This window comes from Acinetobacter sp. EKM10A (assembly GCF_011075215.1).
Lineage (GTDB): Bacteria > Pseudomonadota > Gammaproteobacteria > Pseudomonadales > Moraxellaceae > Acinetobacter > Acinetobacter baumannii.
Map to the genome: position 1 here is coordinate 446,342 of NZ_JAALLK010000001.1, position 22,641 is coordinate 468,982.

The 22,641-nt window shown below is 36.9% G+C and carries 20 protein-coding genes and 2 pseudogenes; 14 read left to right on the forward strand and 8 right to left on the reverse strand.

Features of this window, described 5'->3' with window-relative positions; genetic code table 11:
* Positions 1 to 47: 47 nt before the first annotated feature.
* On the reverse strand, positions 48 to 950 hold the full coding sequence (locus tag G9371_RS02025) for an ATP-binding protein (RefSeq protein ID WP_000423653.1): 903 nt from the start codon (positions 948 to 950) through the stop codon (positions 48 to 50).
* A gap of 96 nt (positions 951 to 1,046) precedes the next feature.
* On the opposite strand from G9371_RS02025, the gene G9371_RS02030 reads away from it, so the two are divergent.
* Together G9371_RS02030 and G9371_RS02035 are read left to right on the forward strand one after the other, a co-directional pair.
* A complete protein-coding gene (locus G9371_RS02030) occupies positions 1,047 to 1,745 on the forward strand; it encodes a FadR/GntR family transcriptional regulator (protein WP_000572517.1) in 699 nt (232 codons plus the stop codon).
* 27 nt (positions 1,746 to 1,772) lie between these two features.
* Positions 1,773 to 1,964, forward strand: a complete 192-nt coding sequence (locus G9371_RS02035; RefSeq protein WP_000637306.1) for a hypothetical protein — start codon at positions 1,773 to 1,775, stop codon at positions 1,962 to 1,964.
* 68 nt (positions 1,965 to 2,032) lie between these two features.
* Here the strand turns inward: G9371_RS02035 and G9371_RS02040 are convergent, their stop codons facing one another.
* Positions 2,033 to 2,671, reverse strand: a complete 639-nt coding sequence (locus G9371_RS02040; RefSeq protein WP_000590088.1) for a TetR/AcrR family transcriptional regulator — start codon at positions 2,669 to 2,671, stop codon at positions 2,033 to 2,035.
* A 583-nt stretch (positions 2,672 to 3,254) separates the two neighbouring features.
* Between G9371_RS02040 and csuAB the strand changes: the two genes are divergently transcribed.
* The 6 genes from csuAB to csuE all read left to right on the forward strand — a co-directional run bounded on the left by csuAB (position 3,255) and on the right by csuE (position 9,276).
* The gene (csuAB, locus tag G9371_RS02045; RefSeq protein WP_000790104.1) at positions 3,255 to 3,791 is read left to right on the forward strand and encodes a Csu fimbrial major subunit CsuAB; all 537 of its coding nucleotides are present in this window, start codon (positions 3,255 to 3,257) and stop codon (positions 3,789 to 3,791) included.
* Positions 3,792 to 3,865: 74 nt separating this feature from the next.
* Positions 3,866 to 4,414 (forward strand): Csu fimbrial biogenesis protein CsuA, encoded by a 549-nt coding sequence (gene csuA / locus G9371_RS02050; RefSeq protein ID WP_029424480.1) that lies wholly within the window; start codon positions 3,866 to 3,868, stop codon positions 4,412 to 4,414.
* A 5-nt stretch (positions 4,415 to 4,419) separates the two neighbouring features.
* Positions 4,420 to 4,938 (forward strand): Csu fimbrial biogenesis protein CsuB, encoded by a 519-nt coding sequence (csuB, locus tag G9371_RS02055; protein WP_029424479.1) that lies wholly within the window; start codon positions 4,420 to 4,422, stop codon positions 4,936 to 4,938.
* Positions 4,932 to 5,765 carry a Csu fimbrial biogenesis chaperone CsuC gene (gene csuC, locus G9371_RS02060; protein WP_153310177.1) on the forward strand — a complete coding sequence of 278 codons (834 nt, stop codon included), beginning with the start codon at positions 4,932 to 4,934 and terminating at the stop codon, positions 5,763 to 5,765. Before csuB ends, csuC begins: the two co-directional genes overlap by 7 nt.
* Complete coding sequence (csuD, locus tag G9371_RS02065; RefSeq protein WP_029424477.1) at positions 5,762 to 8,260, forward strand: Csu fimbrial usher CsuD; 2,499 nt, start codon at positions 5,762 to 5,764, stop codon at positions 8,258 to 8,260. Before csuC ends, csuD begins: the two co-directional genes overlap by 4 nt.
* Complete coding sequence (gene csuE / locus G9371_RS02070; RefSeq protein ID WP_029424476.1) at positions 8,257 to 9,276, forward strand: Csu fimbrial tip adhesin CsuE; 1,020 nt, start codon at positions 8,257 to 8,259, stop codon at positions 9,274 to 9,276. Before csuD ends, csuE begins: the two co-directional genes overlap by 4 nt.
* A 57-nt stretch (positions 9,277 to 9,333) precedes the next feature.
* Here csuE and G9371_RS19085 read toward each other — a convergent pair.
* From G9371_RS19085 to G9371_RS02085, 3 genes and pseudogenes are all read right to left on the reverse strand, one after another.
* Positions 9,334 to 9,566: pseudogene (locus G9371_RS19085) on the reverse strand (hypothetical protein).
* A gap of 426 nt (positions 9,567 to 9,992) precedes the next feature.
* Positions 9,993 to 11,480 (reverse strand): glycine betaine/L-proline transporter ProP, encoded by a 1,488-nt coding sequence (proP, locus tag G9371_RS02080; protein WP_001260521.1) that lies wholly within the window; start codon positions 11,478 to 11,480, stop codon positions 9,993 to 9,995.
* A 390-nt stretch (positions 11,481 to 11,870) separates the two neighbouring features.
* Positions 11,871 to 11,993: pseudogene (locus G9371_RS02085) on the reverse strand (ADP-ribose pyrophosphatase); the annotation flags it as partial.
* A 648-nt stretch (positions 11,994 to 12,641) separates the two neighbouring features.
* Here G9371_RS02085 and G9371_RS02090 point away from each other — a divergent pair.
* Together G9371_RS02090 and G9371_RS02095 are read left to right on the forward strand one after the other, a co-directional pair.
* The gene (locus G9371_RS02090) at positions 12,642 to 13,226 is read left to right on the forward strand and encodes a TetR/AcrR family transcriptional regulator (protein WP_029424475.1); all 585 of its coding nucleotides are present in this window, start codon (positions 12,642 to 12,644) and stop codon (positions 13,224 to 13,226) included.
* A gap of 204 nt (positions 13,227 to 13,430) precedes the next feature.
* Positions 13,431 to 14,333 (forward strand): DMT family transporter, encoded by a 903-nt coding sequence (locus G9371_RS02095; protein WP_029424474.1) that lies wholly within the window; start codon positions 13,431 to 13,433, stop codon positions 14,331 to 14,333.
* Positions 14,334 to 14,383: 50 nt separating this feature from the next.
* Here G9371_RS02095 and G9371_RS02100 read toward each other — a convergent pair whose 3' ends face one another.
* The 3 genes from G9371_RS02100 to G9371_RS02110 form a co-directional block, all read right to left on the reverse strand.
* Positions 14,384 to 15,982 carry a bifunctional aspartate transaminase/aspartate 4-decarboxylase gene (locus tag G9371_RS02100; RefSeq protein ID WP_029424473.1) on the reverse strand — a complete coding sequence of 533 codons (1,599 nt, stop codon included), beginning with the start codon at positions 15,980 to 15,982 and terminating at the stop codon, positions 14,384 to 14,386.
* 56 nt (positions 15,983 to 16,038) lie between these two features.
* The gene (aspT, locus tag G9371_RS02105; protein ID WP_029424472.1) at positions 16,039 to 17,724 is read right to left on the reverse strand and encodes an aspartate-alanine antiporter; all 1,686 of its coding nucleotides are present in this window, start codon (positions 17,722 to 17,724) and stop codon (positions 16,039 to 16,041) included.
* Positions 17,725 to 18,323: 599 nt separating this feature from the next.
* Positions 18,324 to 18,533, reverse strand: a complete 210-nt coding sequence (locus G9371_RS02110; protein ID WP_032009426.1) for a tautomerase family protein — start codon at positions 18,531 to 18,533, stop codon at positions 18,324 to 18,326.
* Positions 18,534 to 18,832: 299 nt separating this feature from the next.
* On the opposite strand from G9371_RS02110, the gene G9371_RS02115 reads away from it, so the two are divergent.
* Genes G9371_RS02115 through G9371_RS02130 form a run of 4 tightly spaced genes read left to right on the forward strand, consistent with a single transcriptional unit; the run spans position 18,833 to position 22,619 of the window.
* On the forward strand, positions 18,833 to 19,441 hold the full coding sequence (locus G9371_RS02115) for a paraquat-inducible protein A (protein WP_005068380.1): 609 nt from the start codon (positions 18,833 to 18,835) through the stop codon (positions 19,439 to 19,441).
* Positions 19,438 to 20,247 (forward strand): paraquat-inducible protein A, encoded by an 810-nt coding sequence (locus G9371_RS02120; RefSeq protein WP_029424660.1) that lies wholly within the window; start codon positions 19,438 to 19,440, stop codon positions 20,245 to 20,247. Before G9371_RS02115 ends, G9371_RS02120 begins: the two co-directional genes overlap by 4 nt.
* A gap of 7 nt (positions 20,248 to 20,254) precedes the next feature.
* Complete coding sequence (locus G9371_RS02125; RefSeq protein ID WP_002055630.1) at positions 20,255 to 21,922, forward strand: intermembrane transport protein PqiB; 1,668 nt, start codon at positions 20,255 to 20,257, stop codon at positions 21,920 to 21,922.
* On the forward strand, positions 21,912 to 22,619 hold the full coding sequence (locus G9371_RS02130) for a membrane integrity-associated transporter subunit PqiC (RefSeq protein WP_029424661.1): 708 nt from the start codon (positions 21,912 to 21,914) through the stop codon (positions 22,617 to 22,619). The genes G9371_RS02125 and G9371_RS02130 overlap by 11 nt, the downstream gene beginning before the upstream one ends.
* Positions 22,620 to 22,641 lie beyond the last annotated feature (22 nt).

A 22,641-nucleotide genomic window follows, 5' to 3' on the forward strand; every position in this document is an offset into this window, starting at 1 on the left:
AAAAGCCCGTAAGGGCTTTTTTTATGGGGCATGTTATAGCCAACAACTTAAACCGTTAAATCTGCTGCACTTAGCATTTCTTGGCCCACAATCATTTTGGCAAATTGATTGGCAATTCTTCCTGAGCGGTTGCCTTGCTGAGTTGCATATTGAATAGCTTTTAACTGAATCGTTTCCCAAGTTTCACGTTGTTGCCATTTGTATTCATTTAGCCAGTATTGAACTGTTTTTAAATACTCTTGTTGGCTAAAGCCATAGAAATTAATTTGTAAACCAAATCTGTCTGCTAAAGAAATCTTTTGTTCAATGCTATCGCCTGGGCGTAATTCGCCATTTTCCCCGACATTTAACTCGGTATTATCTTTATTGTATTCGGCCACCATATGCTTTCGATTTGATGTCGCATAAATGAGTGTATTGTCTGAACTAGAGGCTAGTGAACCATCTAATACAGTTTTTAAAGTTGCGTAACTTGAGTCGCCCGCTTCAAAAGCCAAGTCATCACAAAAGATGATAAAACGCTCAGTACGGTCTTGCAGTAAGTTAATAATCTTAGGCAAATCTTCTAAATACTTTTTTTCAAGTTCAATCACCCGAAGGCCTAAGTGGTGATATTCATTTAAACAGGCTTTTACAATAGACGACTTGCCTGTACCACGTGAGCCTGTCATGAGTACATTATTTGCCAACAAGCCTTTTGCAAAGGCTTCAGTATTTAGTTTTACTTTGGTGAGTTGGCTGTCGATATTGCAAAGATGATTAAAAGAAATGAGTTGAGGTTTGCGGATCGCGACGAGCGAACCTTTATTATTTTCTCTTTCCCATCTAAAGGCGATTGCCTCATCTAAGACATCTACAGAAATTTCTTGGGTTTTAGAAATTTTTTCGACTGCTTGAGTAAGCTTTTGAATTTCAAAAATAAGATTTGAAATTGTCTGACTTAATTCCATGAGCTCAACCTTTAAAAATGCATGAAAGAGAAATTGAACAATTAAACATGGGATGATAGTATCACCGTATGTTTAAGCTTACTAGTACCAATTTTAATGATTGAGCAAATTCAAAAAAGATCACTGGTCGATGAAGTGATTCATGTCATACGTCAGAATATTAAAAATGACATTTGGAAAGTAGATGAGAAAATTCCGACTGAACCTGAGCTTGTTCAAGGTTTGGGTGTGGGCCGAAACACCATTCGTGAAGCAATTAAAATTTTAGAATATTTAGGTGTTTTAGAAGTCAAACAGGGGCTGGGTACTTTTGTACGCACGAAAAATGACTTTTCAATTGTGATTAATTCAATTCATCATTCTGATTTATATGAACACGTAGAAGTAAGATGTTTATTAGAAATCGAAATTGCTAAATTAGCTGCTAGACATAGCACGCCTGAAGATATGCGCGATGTTATAGCGTGTTTAGAACATAGAGCAGCAACAAATCAACAAGATGTTGCTAACTTCATGTTAAGTGATAAGAAACTACATTTGGCAATTGCCAAGGCGACTCATAATAAAGCTTTACAGGCAACTTATGAGTATTTCTTAAACTCAAGCTATCAATACACCTTAGAGCTAGTGACTAATAAAAATTTACCTGACCCAAACCAGCAAATACATAGTGAACTTGTTCAAGCTATTCAACACAAGTCTGAGTCAGAAGCCATGCGAATTGCGGAGTCTATGTTGGCGCCCATATTACGTTCGCTAGATTCAATTAAAGCTGACTTTGTCCAAAACCACTAAATAGCTAGATCAAATACTATGAGTTTTATGATTGTTTCGAACAACTTTGCTGTTCCTTACTATTTAAATGTGAGGAAAGAAAAGGGAATGACAGCTTATTATTGGGCAACTCATCAATCTCAGTTAGCTCTATTTGACTCTTACGAATTGGCTTATCGCTTTTACTTTCCATCTCGACATATTTTGATTCGAAGTGAAATTAAAGCTTTCGCTCAGTAATATAATAATTGAGTACAACACCACCATATATTAAAAACATAGGAGAACTGGCTCCTATGTTTTAAAATTTATGGTTCACTGACTAATCTTAATATATTTTTTAACAGTATACTTCTTAAAAATTCTTTATAACTTTCATCTGTATTTTTGTTCGAATGTTGAACTAAATATCCATTAAGTTGAGTGATTATAATAATGGCTCTTTCTTTATATTCTTCTGAAGATATTTTATTATGAATGGGGAGGATGATTTTATAGATAAGTTCGAGATTATACTTTTGTATGATTGACAAAGCTTCATATACATAGGGTAAGTGATCTGAAATAGAGAAAAACTCTTTAAATGCATTTGTAATGATCGGTTGCTCTATTTCATAAATTATATTAGTGATAATATTCATAAACCGAATTAAAGGTGGTTCATTTGCATTCAAATTAATTAAAATTTCAATACGCTGTATATAGTCACAAATTAATTTATTAAGTAAAGCTTTTAATAAAATATCTTTATTTTGAAAATAATGTTGCAAAGTACTTAAACTAATATTTGATTGAGTTGCAACTCCTCTCATACTAAATCCGGAATAACCTTTAGTAAGAAAAACTATTTCAGCATTTCTTAAGATCTGCTTTATTCTTTCTTGCCCTTTTAGAGTGGTAAAGGACTTCTTTATTTGCATAGTATCAAAGGTATCAATTTTGATCATTATCCAGCCTGTAAGTACTATTTAAAAAAAGGCATTCTAAACCATGAAATTAAAAAAATATAAATAAAATATTTAAATTCTATTAAACTAAAATTAGGTCGAACGACCTATATTTTTTTAATCTAGGTCATTCGACCTAATTAATGGTTAAAAAATGGGTCAAATGACTTATTTTTATTTCTTTAGGTAGGGTTAAAATAGGTCATGTTACCTATTTTAATAAAAACAAATAATACTTGTTATTGTTGTGTGTATAAATAATTGTATTTGAATAATTATTTAAAAAATATGATCGTTAAAAAGATAATTTCTTTTTCTAATTTTTAGCCATTTTAATAAAGTAGGGGTGGGTATTTAATTGGGAGTTTTTGTAAGATCAAAAAAATTGATTTTAAATAACTCAACATAGTCTTTTTGTAATATGTGTATACAAGTTAAATAATTGTTATTAAATTGTGAAGAGAATCACACAATAGTAAAAGGTAGTTTGTTTTATATATAAAACAGATTAGCCATATTTTATTTGTCGAGTTTGATTCATTTTGTTCTACAAATCTAATCATTATATATGTAGGTTATGAATATGAAAAACATTCAGAAATCACTTCTTGCAGCATTAATAGTTGCTGGTTATGCGGTAAATACTCAAGCAGCTGTTACTGGACAGGTTGACGTTAAATTAAATATCTCAACAGGCTGTACTGTAGGTGGTAGTCAAACTGAAGGAAATATGAACAAGTTTGGTACTTTAGATTTTGGTAAAACTTCCGGTACTTGGAACAACGTGTTAACTGCTGAAGTTGCTTCAGCAGCAACAGGTGGCAATATTTCTGTGACTTGTGACGGAACAGATCCTGTTGATTTTACAGTCGCAATTGACGGTGGTGAACGTACAGACCGTACTTTAAAAAATACTGCTTCTGCTGATGTAGTTGCATATAACGTTTATCGCGATGCTGCACGTACAAACCTTTATGTTGTAAACCAACCACAACAGTTCACTACAGTAAGTGGCCAAGCTACTGCCGTACCAATTTTCGGTGCAATTGCTCCAAATACAGGTACACCAAAAGCGCAAGGCGATTATAAAGATACTCTATTAGTCACTGTAAATTTCTAAATATAAAAAAGAAATAATTAATTGAGTAGCAGGTTTGCTCAAATATGAGTAGACCTGTTTTAAATGGAGGGAAGATGATATTCAATCGTGGTTCGGCATTTATAATTTCTTATTTTTTAATTTCTTTAGTAAATGCGGGTGAAATTGGAGCTAAATTAACTAGTCAAATTGAATTATTGCCTTCTTGTTCTATTAATAATAATGTTGTAGAAAATAATGCAGCAAATTTAAATTTTGGAACTATAGCTTTTGGTGAAGCTACCACATCTTTTAAAGGGGTTTTAGAAGCTAGTTTAGTTAATAATGGTAATTCAGGTTTTCAGATCGAGTGTGCTGGTATTTCAACTGTAAAAATAATATTTGGAGCAGGAAATAATGATAGTAATATTCCAGCTTCATTTTCACAAAATTATTATCATGCTTTAAGTAATGGTAGAGATTTTATTGCTTATAACTTGCTCTATGGTTTAAATAAACAAGTCATTAAAGCAAATGAAGCTTTTATTCTTAATGATATGAATAATAAAAAGAATATCGATATTTTTGGTCAAGCAACCCATGATGGTAGTCGTATATCTAAGGGTGAATATAAAGATATAGTACCAATTACGATTGAGTTTTAAGAAAAATGAAATACTTATATTTTAAAGCAATATTTTTGCTATCTGTTAGTCAATTTATATATGCAGCAGATCCTCAGCTCAATTCAAGTTTTAAAGTACAAGCTAAAATTGAAAATGGGTGTTCAATAGATAATATTGAGCAAAACATGGATTTTGGTAAATACTCTGCTTTATCAAAAAATAAAGTAGTGACTAATATTATTAATAGCAAAGGTTCTTGGAATATCCGTTGTACGGAAAGTTTACCTGTAAGTATTTCTATAGATGGTGGTGAAAACCTTCAAAATAATACAAGACGTATGAAGAATGGTTCATCCACTAATTATTTATCTTACAAACTGTATAACTCTAGCAATTTATCCAATGAATATATTGTAGGTAATAAATATTTATTGCCTGCTACAACACCTACAAACCGTCTGGCAAATTTTGAAATATATGGTGTCGTTGATTTAGAAAATAATAATGAACCCCATGCGGCCGGAATTTATAAAGATACTGTTTCAATAATGATTACATGGTGATTTGTATGAACAATTCTGCATTTATTAAAAATGGCATTTTAAAATCTTTTTTATTTGCAAGTACATTATCACTTGTTACACCTGTGATGGCACAAGCAACTTTTCTAATTTGGCCGATTTATCCAAAAATTGAACCCAATGAAAAGGCAACTGCGGTTTGGCTTCAAAATACGGGTAAGACCGATGCGATGGTGCAAATTCGGGTATTTAAATGGAATCAAGATGGCTTAAAAGATAACTATAGTGAGCAATCAGAAATTATACCAAGCCCGCCTGTAGCCAAAATTAAAGCAGGCGAGAAGCATATGCTTCGCTTAACCAAAAGCGCCAATTTGCCAGATGGGAAAGAGCAGTCATATCGTCTGATTGTAGATGAGTTACCGATTCGACTTTCTGATGGCAATGAGCAAGATGCTTCTAAAGTAAGTTTCCAAATGCGTTACTCAATTCCATTGTTTGCTTATGGGAAAGGAATTGGCAGTGGATTAACCGAAGAAAGTCAAAAACTTAATGCAAAAAATGCTTTAGCAAAACCGGTTTTACAGTGGTCAGTTCGCAACAATCAACAAGGCCAGTCTGAGCTATATCTTAAAAATAATGGTCAGAAGTTTGCGCGTCTTTCGGCACTGAAAACTTCAAAAACAGGTAATGATATCTCTTTAGGAAAGGCTGCTTTTGGCTATGTTTTATCAAATAGCACTGTAAAGTTTGCTATTGATCAGTCAACGGCACATGAGTTGTCAAAAACATCTAAAATTTATGGTGTAGACAGTTCTGGTATTAAACAAGAATTGATCGAAATCACCAAAATGGAGGATCCATCATGATCCTTCGGCATAATAATTTATGCAAAAGTATTTTGCTGATTTTATTGTCGGGTGGATGTTTAAATATTCCAAATACTGTGTTCGCAGGCGATTTGCCTCCACCACCAAGAGACATTAATGAAATTAATCAACTTTTTAAACTGTACCTAGATTTGGTTGTGAACCAATATTCGGTCCAGCAAGTTGTGCCAGTGATTGTGAAAAATGATGAGTACTTCATACAAAAAAAGAAGCTGATTGATGAATTAGAAATTAAGATCCCTCAAGAGTTATTAACAAACACTGACACATCTTTATCTAATCAAGATGTTTTAACCTTGGGGTTTAGTGGTGACGCGAGTGATTGGATATCTTTAGATAAATTAAAAGATGTAAGTTATGAATATCAATCTTCGAACCAATACTTTAAGCTCAATTTTCCGCCCGCTTGGATGCCCACTCAAGTTTTGGGTAAAGACTCATGGTATAAGCCGGAAGTCGCTCAGTCTGGTATAGGGCTGCTCAATAACTATGATTTTTATACATATAGACCCTATCAAGGCGGTTCAACCAGTAGTTTATTTACTGAGCAGCGTTTTTTCTCTCCGTTAGGGGTCATTAAAAACTCTGGTGTCTATGTCAAAAACCAATACAAAAATGAAGGTAACGCCGAGTCTGTAGATAATGACGGCTATCGTCGTTATGACACATCTTGGCAGTTTGATAACCAAAAGAATGCTACATCTTTTTTACTGGGTGACATTATTACCGGTAGTAAAACGACGTGGGGAAGTTCTGTTCGACTAGGCGGTTTTCAGGTACAGAGAAACTATTCAACCCGACCGGATTTAATTACCTATCCATTGCCACAATTTATTGGGCAAGCCGCGTTGCCAAGTACAGTCGACTTAATTATTAATGGGCAAAAAACCAGCTCAACAGAAGTACAGTCTGGACCGTTTATTTTAAATAATGTTCCTTTTATTAACGGTAAAGGGGAAGCTGTTGTGGTCACGACTGATGCAGTCGGGCGCCAGGTCACAACATCGGTCCCATTTTATATTTCTAATACTTTGCTCAAGCCCGGCTTATTTGATTACTCATTGTCTTTAGGGAAAATCCGTGAAGACTACGGACTTAAGAATTTTTCTTATGGAAAATTTGCAAGTGCAGCTGATGCCCGTTATGGGGTAAATGACTGGCTGACTGTAGAAGGACGCACCGAACTTTCTTCAGATTTACAGTTATTGGGTGCTGGGTCTGTACTCAAGCTTGCAAATTTAGGTGTGCTGAGTGCCTCTTTTACCCAAAGTAAAGCCGACAAATCTATGTCTGAAGATCGAACGAAAGACTTGGAAGGTAATCAATATACAGTTGGATATAGCTATAACCGTAATCGGTTTGGTTTTAGCATTAACCATAACCAACGTGATGATGAATATACCGACCTTTCACGGCTGCAATATAGCAATTTAATTTCAGTTAATAGCAATAAAAGCCTAACGGCCAATACTTACTTTGCCACTAAAAACTCAGGAACTTTTGGCGTCGGTTATATCAATACCAAGGCGAATGACTTTAAAAATCGCTTCTTAAACTTATCTTGGGCGCCTGTTTTACCGACTTATATGAATGGCGTGACTGTTTCATTAAGTGCCAACCGTGATTTCATTGAAAAAGAATGGAGTGCTGCATTTCAGCTTTCGATACCCCTGTTTCAGCGAAACGCGACTGTTAACTCAGGTTATGCATTTAATAAGCAGGGCGATACTGGCTACCTTAACTTCAACCGCTCTGTTCCGTCTGAAGGTGGTTTTGGTGTCGATTTAACCCGACGCTTTAATGAAAATAGTGAAGATTTAAATCAGGCACGCGTCAATTACCGCAACAGTTATATTAATACTGACTTTGGTCTGTCTGGAAACCATGACTATAATTACTGGTTTGGCCTATCCGGTTCCCTAATTTATATGGCAGGTGATTTATTTGCTTCAAACCGATTAGGTGAATCTTTTGCCTTGATTGATACCAACCAAGTACCAGATGTTTTGGTTCGATACGAAAACAGTTTAATTGGCCGCAGTAATAAAAAAGGCCATATTTTTGTGCCATCGGTAACACCTTATTATTCGGGTAAATACAGCGTCGACCCAATCGACTTACCTTCAAACTTTACAATCACACAAGTTGAACAACGGATAGCGGCTAAACGCGGTTCGGGCGTTGTGATTAAGTTCCCTGTTCATCAGTCTATTTCTGCCAATGTCTATTTGACTCAAGCAGATGGCAAACCTATGCCGGTAGGGTCTGTAGTACATAGAGCTGATCAAGAGTCTTCTTATGTGGGAATGGATGGCATTGTCTATTTAGAAAATTTAAAACCGAATAACACCGTAACGGTTCAGCGTTCGGATCAAAGTATTTGTAAAGCAGATTTTTCTGTAGATGTAGAACAAGCCAAGCAGCAGATTGTGGTGGTTAAACCTGTTACTTGTCACGAGGTATCTTTACCATGAATATAAAAACAAAAAAATTACTCAGACATTTATGTATATTCTCTGGACTGATGTTGACAGGAAATTTGGCTCATGCTGCATGTAGCGTGAGCGCTTCAGGTACATCCTCTATTTCGGTCCCGTCTATTTACTTAATGGAAAACGGTGAAAACTCATCACAGTTTAATTCAGGTTTGTCGTGTACGGGTTTTAGCTTGGCTTTAGCAAACATGACCTACCTAAAATATCGGGTCGAGCAAATGTCGAATTCATTTACCAATGCTCAGACCGGAGAAAAACTTAACGCCATTATTTTAGACAGTAACAATGAAATCATTAGTTTAGGCCAAGAAAAAGACATGAGTAGCTTTACGCTGGTCAATCTTTTTAGCGGGCCTGATGGCAATTTACCTTTCTACATACGGCTTCCGGCTGGGCAAAGTGTATCGCCGGGTGTTTATCGAGCCGACTCACCGTTAAAAGTAAAATGGTTCTATTCTGTGCCCGCAGTTGCGATTGTGGGAATCGGTGCCTTCTTTGAGAGCCCTGGGTTTAAACGTGGGGTATTAGGTATTGGTTTTAACTGGGGAAGTGGGGCAGACTCGCTTGGTTCACTCTCAATTACTGTACTGCCAGACTGCCGAATTTTAACTCAAGACGTAAACTTTGGTACGGCAGCATTTGCTTCCAAGCTTGAGCCTGTTCAATCTTCTATGGGAATACGTTGCTCTGTAAATACACCATATTATGTCAGTTTAAATAATGGACTTTCCCCGCAAAATGGCAACCAGCGAGCCATGAAGTCACAAACGGGAAATACATTTTTAAAATATGATATTTTCAAGAATTCATCGAATGACCGATGGGGAAGCGGTAACGAGCGTTGGTCGAGTTTAAATGCAACAATTAACCCGGGGGTACATAACGGGGTAACTCAGCAGAACTATGTGTTTACTACAAAAATTGTGGATGAAAACGCAGACACGATACCAGCGGGAACTTATCAAGATACGGTCACGGTACAGATCGAGTTTTAAAAGCTGTTTTATATAGAAGATAAAAGCTCAGTTCATGGGCTTTTATCTTTAACCAAACTATTCAATTTCTAACTGATCATCATCTTTGGTAATTTTAATTTTTATCTTTTTATATTTCCGCTTATTTGGATCGAGCGCCGAGTTTATTACTTCATCGGCAAAAGGCGGGCACTGCATGAGTTTTGCATAAGCTCTATAGCCATGCGTATTCGACTAGGCGGGCAATCGGTTCTTTTTGAATAGTATTCAATGAGTGCGTTCAGTTCTTGTAATAAAGTTTGCTGTTCCATCATACATACTTAACAATTAGATAACTCAAGCATAATAGATTTAAACCTTTTACTGTGTAGTTGTTTATCATAAGCATCCATCAAAATTGTGATGGAGTTCTCTAAAATCACTTATATATGTATTAAGTTTGTTTTGGGATAGGCTGAGGTGTTTTTTTAATTGAATTGTCACAATGGAAAGCTAAGTTAGACCTATAACAAAAACGAATGAAGATTGTTGCGAACAATAAAACCAAGAAGCAATTTTCAACTAAAGCTGGTCTGCTGTAATTAAGCTAATTCGAAAGAATTGGCTTTTTTATTTATTAAATATTATTCCAATAGATTTACTAAGTTAATTATTTCTTTACTATCAAATTGAATGAAAAATATATTAAAAGAATAGCGACATTTAAGTCGCTACTCTTATAAAAAACGTTGCTTTACTCATGCTATATCAGGGTGTTTATCAGCAAGTTTTTGACGTTTTTGTTGAAGCTCCTGAATTTTCTGATCAATATTTTCAATTTTCTGTTCAATAGTTTCATGAAACTCTTCAAGTAACTCTTGTGCTTCCTCTATATTGTGAGCAATAGGCACGCCCCCAATTAAAGGCTTATTGGCTGTTTCCTTTAAATACATTGCAGTAGCAATACCTACCACCCCGCAAATCATCAAGTAATAGGCTGGAACCATCAGATTATGGGTAGTTTCAACTAGAGTTGCGGTAAGAGTTGGGGTTAAACCAGCAATAACCACTGAGAAATTAAAGGCAATACCTAAAGCGCTATAACGGATTTCAGTTGGAAATAGGGCAGGTAAAGTTGATGCCATCACTCCGATAGACATATTGAGAGATAAAGCAAGAATAAGTAAGCCTATAAAAATTTGATAATTTACTCCAGAGTTAAGTAATACAAAGGCAGGATAGGACAAGAAAATAAGAGAAAAGCTTCCAATAAAAATAAATGGGCGACGTCCGAACTTATCACTCAAATAACCAATCACAGGTTGTACAAATAACATGCCAACCATAACCGCAATGATAATAAGTGCACCATGTGCTTCTGAATAGCCTAAGTTATGCGAAAAATAGCTTGGTAAATAAGTTAGCAACATGTAGTAAGTAACGTTAGTGCTGATTACGAGGCCAATGCACACCAATAAACTACGCTTATGTTTAACAAAAATTTCTTTGAAACTAAATTTTTGAGGTTTGCTTTTTTGTGCTTGTTGCTCTGAATGCTGTTGATATACAGGGGTTTCTTCAAGGCGGTTTCGTAAATATAAACCGATTATGCCCAGTGGTAGAGCGAGAAAGAATGGAATACGCCAACCCCACTCGGCAAAACGTGCCTCACCCACGGCGTGTGTGATCAAGGCGACAGTTGCAGCCCCAAGTACAAAGCCGGCTATCGATCCAAAATCAAGCCAGCTTCCCATAAAGCCACGTTTTCGGTCTGGAGAATATTCAGCTACAAAAATCGCAGCACCTGAGTATTCACCACCAATGGAGAAGCCTTGTACAATTTTTACGATGAGTAAAAGAATAGGTGCCCATAAACCGATTGTTTCATAAGATGGAATAAGGCCAATACCAAAGGTACTGATGGACATAATAATGACAGTAATGGCCAGAACTTTTTGACGTCCGTATTTGTCACCTAAATGTCCAAAGAAAAGACCACCTAATGGACGGAAAATAAAAGGTACTGAAAATGTAGCAAGCGCGGCAATCATTTGCACGCTTGGTGAAGCATCTGGGAAAAATACTTTACCGAGAACGTATGCCACATAACCATAAACTCCGAAATCAAACCATTCAATTGCATTACCTAATGCAGCTGCAGTAATCGCTTTTTTGGTTTTTTCGTTCTCGATGATATTGATATCATCAATCTCAATAGGTTTTACTTGTTTTTCAGATGTGCGCATATCTAGCCTAAGAATTGAATCTCAGTATTTAAAGTGAAAATATACGGTTTTAAATACTGAATTAAAAAATTGCAGAATAAAGAGACAGAATAACGATAAGTTACTCAAGAAAAGGGAATTAAGAGGTGTTCTCTTAATGATCAACAAGATAGCAAAAGAGAACTAATTATTTGTTTATGTTAGAGTTTTAAATTGTGGAGAAATTGTATGGATAAAGTTACATAAGTTTACTTAGTGGTAAAACTGAATCATGGGGTAAAAAAATTATATAAAAATTGATAAAAGACATGAGATTAGCATAAAAGTTAAGCGCTATTTTTTGAGCTTAAAAGGCCAAGTTTTTTTACTTTTCATATACAAAAACTGAACTTGCCTTATATCAGGTTTTCATTAATCAAACTTCGTTGCTTCAGGGATTGACTCTAAATAATCAAAAAATTGTTGAATCTGTTCTTCAGTTACACGTGCTGTAGAAATCGGGGCCAATTCATCTCTACCCAAGAAACCGATATCTACCTATGTAACGTTGATAAGTATTTTATACACTCCAATTTAACAATAAATTTTAATTATTTATCCTTACTTTTTAATGATCTAATTTAAAACAAATGTCATTTTGTGTGCTTGACTGTAATAGGGCAGAGCACTATCCTTTGCCTGCTGGCCTACATTGCCAGCCGGCTTTGACAGGCTGATTTAGACCGCATCAGAGTTATTTCTTCTGAGGAATAGTTCTGTGTGTAAGCTTCTCGTCTCCTCCCGTAGCGGTAGGACGGGAGAGGGACACCTTCGGGTGTGCTGGCGTCTAACCAGTCTGTCAACCTTCTCTCGTTCTGCCACCATAATCATTTGACAGTGATTCGGTAGAACTTCTTTAGACATGAGGAGTTTTCTATGCGTACTATTTCTTCTTATTTAATGGCCTTTGCCAAATTCTCTCTATTTATACCGCCTAAATAGTCATTAAAACGGCTCAATAGACCGTAGGTTTTCTACGCCTTAAGTATCGTTACGACTCAAAATCATAGCAACAATAAACCCGAGATAAGCGAGCACACCATTTTGTGCGGTTTTCGCATGCCTGTATTTAGCACTCATTTTAAGAGTGACGGCATTTTTATCTCTTTTATATACAACAAAAAATTATTTTAAGCGGTATATATGAAAAATTTAGGCACTTCATTTAGAGCATTACACGTGCTCCACATAGCATCAGATTTATTTAAACAATATGGGTTTCATAAGGTTGGGGTAGACCGAATTATTAGCGAAACTAAAATTTCCAAAGCTACTTTTTATAACTATTTTCATTCAAAAGAACGTCTGATTGAAATGTGCCTTCTACTTCAAAAAGACACATTAATGGAAAAAGTAAGAGTGGAGATAGAAACGACTCACTATTCAACTTTCGCCCATAAACTCAGGCAAATCTATCACTTACATGCCAATTTAAAGAGCGCTTATTATCTGTTGTTTAAAGCAATTTTTGAAATTAAAACGAGTTATCCTACAGCTTACCAAACGGCGATACGTTATAGACGATGGATTAAAAATGAAATTTTCTGCCTGCTTATGGAAACTAAAAAAGCCGTTTCATATGCCGAAGCGGAAATTTTTATAGTTATGATAGATGGGACAATTTTAGGACTTTTGACTTCAGACAGAGTCGAAGAACAAACCAAGTTGTTAGATTATTTTTTAGTGAGGGTTAACAAAATTTATTTAGCTAAAGATTCACTATTTTAGAATGAATTAACTATCTTTTTATTTTGAAATAATGATTTCTTAATTAAAAATTAACATGATTTATCTTTTATTTTATTGTTCTAGATTTTAAAAAGGACAAGTTATTTAGACTGAAAACTCACGAAATACTAAGAAAGAGTGAGTTTATAAAATCTGAAATAAAAATAGATGAAGACTTAACAATATAAATTTTTGGAGAAATTCGTGGATGATCATCATTTAAAAAGAAAAGTCGGCACGCTTGAAATGGTCATAGCTATGCTGCTTTCAGGTAGTATTGGTCTATTTGTGATTAAGTCGGGTCAATCACCCGTTAATATTGTATTTTTCCGTTGCCTTATTTCAGCACTGTGTTTAATACCGATTTGTTACTACTATGGTCATTTTAAAAAAGTATACTTCGGTAAAAAAGAACTGTTTTTAATGGTGACTTCGGGCCTTCTAATTATTTTTAACTGGGTTCTACTGTTTGCTGCTTTTCCTAAGACTTCTATTTCTTTAGCGACGATTGTTTATCACGTGAATCCGTTTGTCATTTTATTTTTAGGGGCTTTGGTCTTTCATGAAAAGCTCAATAAAAATGATGTGCTATGGACCATCGTTGCTTTTATAGGGCTAATCGTGATTATAGGCTTAGGCAGTGCTTCGGTGAACTCTAATGAGTTAGTCGGCTTGGGGCTGGTTCTTATTGCCACAACACTTTATTCAATATCGGTATTAATCACTAAAAAATTAAGTAATACACCGCCTTTATTAATTGTATTTATACAAACTCTGAGCGGGGCGATTGTCATGGCTCCGTTTATTTCGGTTTTTGAAAACCCGCCGATCGGTCAACAATGGCTGTTTGTGGTCGGATTGGGAGTTTTGCATACTGCATTTCTCTACTATTTAATGTATTCGGCGATTAAGAAAATACCTTTAAATAATATTGCGATCTTATCTTTTATTTATCCAATATCGACCATAGTGATTGATTATTTCTTCTTTGATCATGTGTTGACGAGTACTCAAGTTTTAGGTGCAGGTTTAATTTTATTAGGCGTACTGGGTGTGAAGTTGCATTGGAATATTTTTGCAGTAAAAAAAGTAGGAATAAGGAATTAAGATATAAAAATAAAAGGTGAGGTTGTTAAAGCCTCACCTTAGTTATAATTTTATTTTATCTTTTTCGTTTTTGTGTATTCGGCATAAGCTTCATCTGCAAAGCGTCGTAAAGATTCACCAATTGCGGCATATTGATATTCATTAAGGTTAGCTAAAGATGCACGAGCAGAAGGGTGCTGCACACCGAAGCCAGAACCGGGTAATAAAACCACACCTGTTTCATCAGCTACTCTAAATAATAGCTCGGTTGGGTTTTTATTTTTCATGACCCAATCGGCAAACTCATCTCCATAGAGAGTTCGTGAAGTGTTTTCGAGGTTGACTAGGGTGTAGTAGTCCACAGCATTTGGATCTGTTGGGACATCGACACCAAGCTGTCTATAAAGTGCTGCATCACGTTCACGAACAACAGATTTGACTGCTTTTTTATAGCTTTGGCGTGAGTCCATCATATTAAATAGCGCAAATAAAACCATTTGAACTTGCTGTGGGGTAGACAGACCAGCGGTATGGTTCAAAGCAACATTTCGGCTATCGGCAACTAAGCGGTCAATAAACTTAATGCTTGCTGGGTCGGTGGTTAAAGATGAATAGCGGTCTTCCAGCTCTTTCTTCTCTTTTTTCGATAAGTTCGCAATTTGTTTATCAAGCACATTGTTATTTGAAAGTGCAATGACACCAAGTCGCCAACCAGTCGCACCAAAGTATTTAGAAAATGAATAAACCAAGATCGTGTTGTCAGGACAGATCGCAAATAGTGATTTGAAGTTATCGGCAAAAGTACCATAAACGTCATCTGTCAAAATGATCAGGTCGGGGCGTTTTTTAACAATATCTGCCAAAATCGCAAGGCCTTCATCACTCATTTTCACTGATGGCGGATTACTAGGGTTCACTAAGAAGAACGCTTTAATAGACGGATCTTCTAACTTTCTAAGTTCTGACTCTGGATATTGCCAGCCGAGTTTAGGGTCTGCCTCAATAAGTACTTCTTCAAGCTGGTAGTCATTAAGTTTTGGAATTTCCAGATATGGCGTGAAAATAGGGCTACCAATGGCAATACGGTCGCCGTTTTTAATAATTTTATTTTCTTTTAATGAGTTAAAAATATAGGCCATTGCAGCTGTTCCGCCTTCAACAGCAAACAAATCTAAATCTCTTTTTTGCATGCCTTGTACGCCCATTTCTCGTAAGACATACTCTTTAATAATCGTTTCACTTACTCTGAGCATACGATCTGGAACTGGATAGTTACAGCCTAAAATTCCTTCAACCATTTCAAGCAGAAAAAGATCTGGGTCTAAACCTAACTGGTCGCGTACATAAGACACGGCTTTGCCTAAAAAGACGACGCCGGGTTTGTCACGGTTTTCCAAAATGAAGTTATCAAAACGTGACTGGAGACCAACGGGGCGCGGGAAGCCACCTAAACCTTCAGGCATATAGGAAAATGAAAATTCGGATTCGGTCGCAGAAAACAAACCCAGTTGAAAGAACGCTCTACGTGGGATAGTGGCAAGAAAGTTCGGATTACCACGCCCAGCATTTAACATCATTCGGTCAGTTTTGCTTTGAGCTAATGCGATTAAATTATCTTTAAGTTCAAATGGACTGAGTTTTGCGTATTTAGAATAATCGACTTTCCCCATGGGGCGTCTCCTTAATTATAGTGAGATGAATAAAATTTCTAATTCAATGTAGAAAATCAGGCCAAGCCTACAATCAGTGGTCCGAGTAAGGTTAAGAACACATTTGCTAGGGCATAGGTAATTGCAAATGGAACAGTCGGAATCGAGTTGCCTGCTTTGTCTAAGATTGCCCCAAATGCAGGGTTTGCACTGCGTGAACCTGATAATGCACCAGCCATCACTGCAACGTTGTTATAACGTAGAACATAACGAGCAAAGAGCATGGAAAGTAGGAGAGGAACCAGTGTTACCACAACGCCAATCATAAAGAGTGAAAGACCACTTTCTTTAATGGTTTGAATAGCCTGTAAACCTGATTGTAAACCGACGGCTGCAACGAAGCCTGCAAGTCCTAAATCTTTAAGAAGCTGTGAAGCCGCTAAAGGCATATTGCCATGTACCTGATTTCGACTTCGGATCCAACCGAACAGAAGACCTGATAGTAAAGCACCACCACCAGCGCCAAGTGTTAGGGGCACATCACCTAGACGAATCACAAAAAGACCAATCACTAAACCAACCACAAGGCCAGCACCATGAAAAATCCAGTCTGTTTTTAAGCTTTCAGGCAGGGCTTTACCAGCTTCTTTCACCAAGCGGTCGAGGTCACTTTTTGTACCGTAGACGGTGACTACATCACCTTGGCGTAAAACGGTGTCGTTACTTAAAGGTTGGGACTCATCGTTACGCTTAATCGCAAGTACATAAATACCGTGCTTTAAATACGCAGGCGTATTGGCCTTAATATCTCCTAAAGTACGGTTGAGATATTTGGAATTTCTTAGGATGACATCGCTGGTATCCATAATCATTTCCATACCTTGCGATGACTGTAATTCGCTACCGATTTGCTCGGCAACTGAAACCACACTGGCACGGCGACCAACCAATAAGATGACATCGTCTGTTTGTAAAGTTAGCTCGGGAGCGACATCAATAAACTGATCTTTACGTTTTAACCGTTCAATCGTAATACTCGGCTCTTTTGCTTCAATTTCCGCAATAGTTTGGCCATTGGCTTGTTTAACTTTATAAATACGGCCAACAATTTCGGGTATTGCCAGTTCTTGGCCTGGGGCTAATTCAAAAGCACCTTTTAGCCGCTCACTCTGAGCTTTTAAAGCATCGTCGTGAATTTCTTTACCCATAAATTTAGGTAAGATATTCACACAGACAATAATTGCTCCCAATGAACCAAAAATGTAAGTGACCGCATAGCCAATCGCGACATTTGCTTGAAGTCTTTGAATTTCTGCGAGTGGGAGATCGAGTCTAGAAATTGCATCTCCCGCAGTCCCAATAATGGCTGATTGAGTCATGCCGCCCGCAGCGAGACCCGCAGCCAAGCCTTTATCGAGATGAAAAATTTTAGCCATCACTAAAACAGTGACTAAACCACACACTGCCATGAATACTGCTAATAAAATTTCTTTTATTGACTGTGGACCCAGTGATTTAAAAAACTGAGGGCCACTTTCAAAGCCGACTGCGTAAATGAAGAGAGCAAATAAAATTGCTTTAACGCCGTTATCGACAGGTACGCCAATAAGACTTAAAACAACTGCGACGAGTAAGGAGCCTGCGACTCCGCCAAACTGAAACTTTCCAAACTGGAATTGTCCAATCCAGAAGCCTATTGCGAGTGATAAGAACAATAATATTTCGGGGCTGTGCTTTAAAACACCTTGTAACCATTCAATCATTTTGATCTCACTTTTATTATTAGATCTATCTTTAATATATAAATTTATTTATTTTTCATTTTTAAAATACAATATGAAAATTACTTAAGCAAACCTTTAAGTTTGGTGGTTTTCTTAAGTTTAATTATAAGAATTAATGAGTTTAAAATGCTTGTAATCCAAGGGGTGGTGGTAATTCTGAGTGTTTAAATCAACTATTAATTTTTTAATCATAGATAAAATTTATTTACAATAATATAAAGAATATTTTATGAAATTAAAGCGTCTTGCTTATATCTAATCTTGAAAACAAGTTTTTAGTTTATTGATATTTAAGTAGTTAATTTTTAATTGTTAGGCTGGTCCTAATTTTTATATAAATTAAAAAACAATCTACTTAAAATTAATTTTTTGATAATTGTGTCGCATAAATTAATTTTTAATATATTTGGAATACATTTAAATAAATCTTCATAATAATACTTATTTTAAATAAAAACATAAAATAAACTTGAACCGTGTTCATTTTTAAATAAAAAGCTTCTGGTTATCTAAGCTTGATATTTAAAAATATTTATTACCTTGAAAGTAGTGGCTTATAGTGATTTAAAACCTTGGAATTACTGTTTCGAAGCTAACATTTTTAAGTAAAGATCTGCTCGCTGTGCATGACCAAAGCACCAATCTTCAGCACTGTTTTGCACAATCACAAACATGACATCTTGCTCTGGAATATTAAGTTCCTGGTGGAGTTGTGCTGTCACATGCTGCATTAAATATGATTTTTGCTGAGCTGTTCTGGGTTTACCGGAAGTAATGTACAGCAGCATAAATTTTTCCGTGCGGGGGAGATGTTAAGCAATAGTGAGAGTCTAGTCATTTTACGCTCTCAGCTACTTGGGTGAAAAAGTGTGCTATTTGAGCATAAGTTTTTGACTTTATAAAACTATTTTGATTTGATCACCGAATACGTACAGATTATTTAGCAGTTTCAACAATATATTGAACAGTAGTCATGGTAATTTACATTGTCTGATATAGCTTTTAGATTGATTTATATTTTAATTTATCTTAGTAATAAAAAGAGCTTTGTGTGACACAGTAAAATGATAAACCTTAGAGTATAACTATGAAGCTTAAAGAATTAGCAGGTTGTGAGGAATGCGATACTGTCTATCGTAGAACCCCGCTTGCTTATGGAAAAAGAGCTTATTGCTTATGCTGCGGTGCTGAACTCTATCGGCACACCAAACCTTTTTCGACACTGTTGGCTTTAATCTTAACGGCGTTGATCGTATTTGTTATTGCCAATAGCTTTCCTATCGTAAAAATTGAATTGCAGGGCAACATCTCTGAAACCACCTTACTGGGTGCGGTCTGGGTGATGTTCCATTATGATCGGGCTTTTGTTGGCATTCTTATTTTAATCACCACTTTTATTGTGCCGCTTTCCTATCTGTTATTACTTTCCTATGTGTTGGGCACAGTAAGTGTATTGAAGAAAAGACCCACATTTTTAGTGTTTGCCTTACGTACACTTTATTTTATGAGAGTGTGGGGAATGGTTGAGGTGTTCTTAATTGGAATCTTGGTCACGCTTGTGAAGTTAATGGGAATGGTGTTGGTGATTCCCGAGATTGCGTTATGGGCATTTGCGATTTTAAGTGTATTGTTGGTCTATATTACTTCCATAAAGGTGAGTGATATATGGAACGAAATTGATAGGTCACTGCCATGAAAACGATAAAAAATGTGACCCAAACACAAAGCTTGCAGCAAGGGTCAATGCTTAAGCAATACCCAAGAGCCAAAGATCTCTCATTAATTGTGTGTCACTGCTGTGGGGTTGTAAATTCTGCTCAAAATGACAAGAGACGACTCAACCAAAGCCATCAGGTATTACGTTGTACTCGTTGTAATAGTGTTCTGCATTCACGTAAGCCAGCGAGTTTAAATCGAACTTTTGCCTTAGTGGTAGCTGCGACTATTCTCTATATTCCAGCCAATGTGCTTCCAATGACGGTGACTGACTCATTGTTAGGTAGCCAGCAAGATACCATCATGAGTGGGGTCATTTACTTTTGGCAAAGTGGAGACTATCTGGTTTCAGCGGTCATTTTCATGGCCAGTATTTTTATTCCCATGCTAAAGCTACTGATTTTGTATTTTTTATTGGTGGCGGTATATCTTCAACAATCGTCAGCATGGAAATTTTTACCTGAGCAATGCGTTAAATTATATCGAGTCGTCGAGTTTATTGGCCGTTGGTCAATGATTGACGTATTTGTGGTGGCACTCTTAACAGCACTCATCCAGATCCAATCGCTTGCTACCATTTTAGCAGGGCCGGGTTCGATTGCTTTTGGTGCGGTTGTGGTGTTAACCATGTTTGCATCGTTAAGTTTTGACCCACGGCTTATTTGGGATAACTTCTACGCATCTCAAAATAAAAATAAGCCTTCTACTTTTGCCTCAAACAAAACCAAGATTATTCAGGCAGAACACCCGCCGTTGAATAATGATTCCATTAATTCCAGTCAATAAAAGAACAATGAGTATGTCTGAAAATGAAATAACCCCTGGTAACTCAGATCGTCGTGATCCGGATGTTGAACTGGATAGCATGAATGATTTGCCAGAACCCCAAGAAAAGAAAAGTCGGTGGAAGCCTCTTTTAATTTGGCTCATTCCATTGATTGCTCTTTTAATCGCGCTTTCATTAGCGATAAAAGCGCTCTTGTCTCACGGCCCGACCATTGACGTGTCTTTTAGGACGGCTGAGGGATTGGTCGCAGGTAAAACAACGGTCCGTTATAAACAGGTGGATATTGGTGTAGTACGCCAGATTGATCTTTCAGAAGACCGTTCACACGTGATTGCCAGAATTGATTTGCGTAAAGATGCCAGTAACTTTGCCGCAAAAGATTCACGGTTTTGGGTTGTGCGACCACGTATTGGGACGAGTGGGGTTTCAGGAATAGACACATTATTGTCAGGTTCATATATTGAAGTGGATGGCGGCAAGTCAGAAGAGAAAAAACTCGAATTTACTGGCTTAGAAATACCGCCAGTGATTACTTCCGATGTGCCGGGCAAAGAATTTTTCTTAAATGCAGATGACTTGGGGTCTTTAGATGTCGGTTCCCCAATTTATTATCGTCGAATTAATGTGGGCCAAATTACGGCCTATAAATTGTCTGATGATGGTAAAACTGTAGAGCTGCAAACTTTTATTCGTGCGCCGTATGACAAATTTGTCACCACCGATGCACGTTTTTGGCAGGCGAGTGGGATCGATGTGAGCTTGAATGCCTCAGGATTTAGTTTAGATACTCAATCGCTGGCAAGCATTGTCGCGGGCGGTATTGCTTTTGGAATTCCTGAAAGCTCGCGTGCTACTACAGCGGCAAATCATAGTCGCTTTAATCTATGGGACTCGAAATCTGAGGCATTAAAAGACCCTGACGGGCAACCTCGCGGTGTGATTATGTACTTTGATCATTCATTACGTGGGCTGTCTGTTGGCGCGCCAATTGATTTCATGGGCATTGAAATTGGTAATGTTAAATCGATTAATGCAGAGTTTTATAACAACTATAAGCAGATTCGTATGCGTGTTGAGGCGGTCATCTATCCGTCACGCGTTGAGAATGGACAGGCACTCAATCCAAACAGCAATATTTTCAAAGATTTTGTTGAACATGGATGGCGTGCTCAAATGAGAACAGGCAACCTTCTCACGGGCCAAAACTATATTGCCCTAGATAAGTTCCCTAAAGCTAAACCAGCCACATTACAAATTTTGAGTGATGACCGTGTGGTGATTCCAACTACACCAACTGAATTGAGTGGCTTACAAGCACAAGTTTCTCAGATTGCTGACAAGTTAACTAAATTCCCGTTAGTTGAGATTGGGCAAGATGTACGTAAAACGCTCAACAATATGAACACAGCCATTGAGTCTACCGACAAACTGGTTAAACAGTTAGATGGAAAAGTTGCACCTGGTTTACAAGCAACCTTAGACGATGTTCGTAAAACTGTAAGATCGTCAGAGTCTATTTTGTCGAGTGATGCGCCGTTACAGCAAGACGTACGTAAAGCATTGCAACAAATGACACGTGCGGCTGCTTCATTACAGTTAATGGCAGACTATATTGAGCAACATCCCGAATCAATTATTCGTGGTAAGACACCAGAGACCGATGATGAAAAATAAAAACACTCCATCTTTTCAACATCCTAAAGCAGCCAAATGGCTGCTTGGGAGCGGCCTGTTTTTAACGGCTGTTGCCATGACGGCATGTTCGAGTTCACCAACGCCAAACTATTATACGATGTCCCCTAAAATTACTGCGGCTACAAAATCAACTGTGCAGGTGATTGAGGTATTACCCGTCGGGATTCCAGACCGATTGGACCGTGCGCCTTTGGTACTCCAAGACAGTAGTGGTAAGTCTACGGTGTTAAACAATGAACGCTGGACATCGACCATGGGTACGCAATTACGCGATACCTTGTCGGCGGGTTTACAGCAAAAATTAGGGGCAATTGACAGTTATAGCAGTGGGCTAGCTGGAAACAATCAGCCTTTATATCGAGTTTCTACAGACTTTTCTCATTTTGATATTGTAGATAAAAGCTATATTAATATTGCGGTGTCTTGGGTAGTGAAGCGTCAAATACCGCCCACTCAATTAGAGTCAAATAATGCAAAAGTCATCACGAATGCAGGATCTCAGCTCAATTGTCGAATTGCTTTTAAGCAGCCAATTGAACAAAAAACTAAAAAGATGGAAGGTATTGTGAATGCTTCAAGTGAAGCGATGAGTCAAATCATTAATACGGTTTCTTCTTCAATTGTGGCGTTAGATTCAAACAAAAAATCGATTATTAGCAATGGTGTCTGTTCGTAAAACGCATCGTTTTTAATCAACC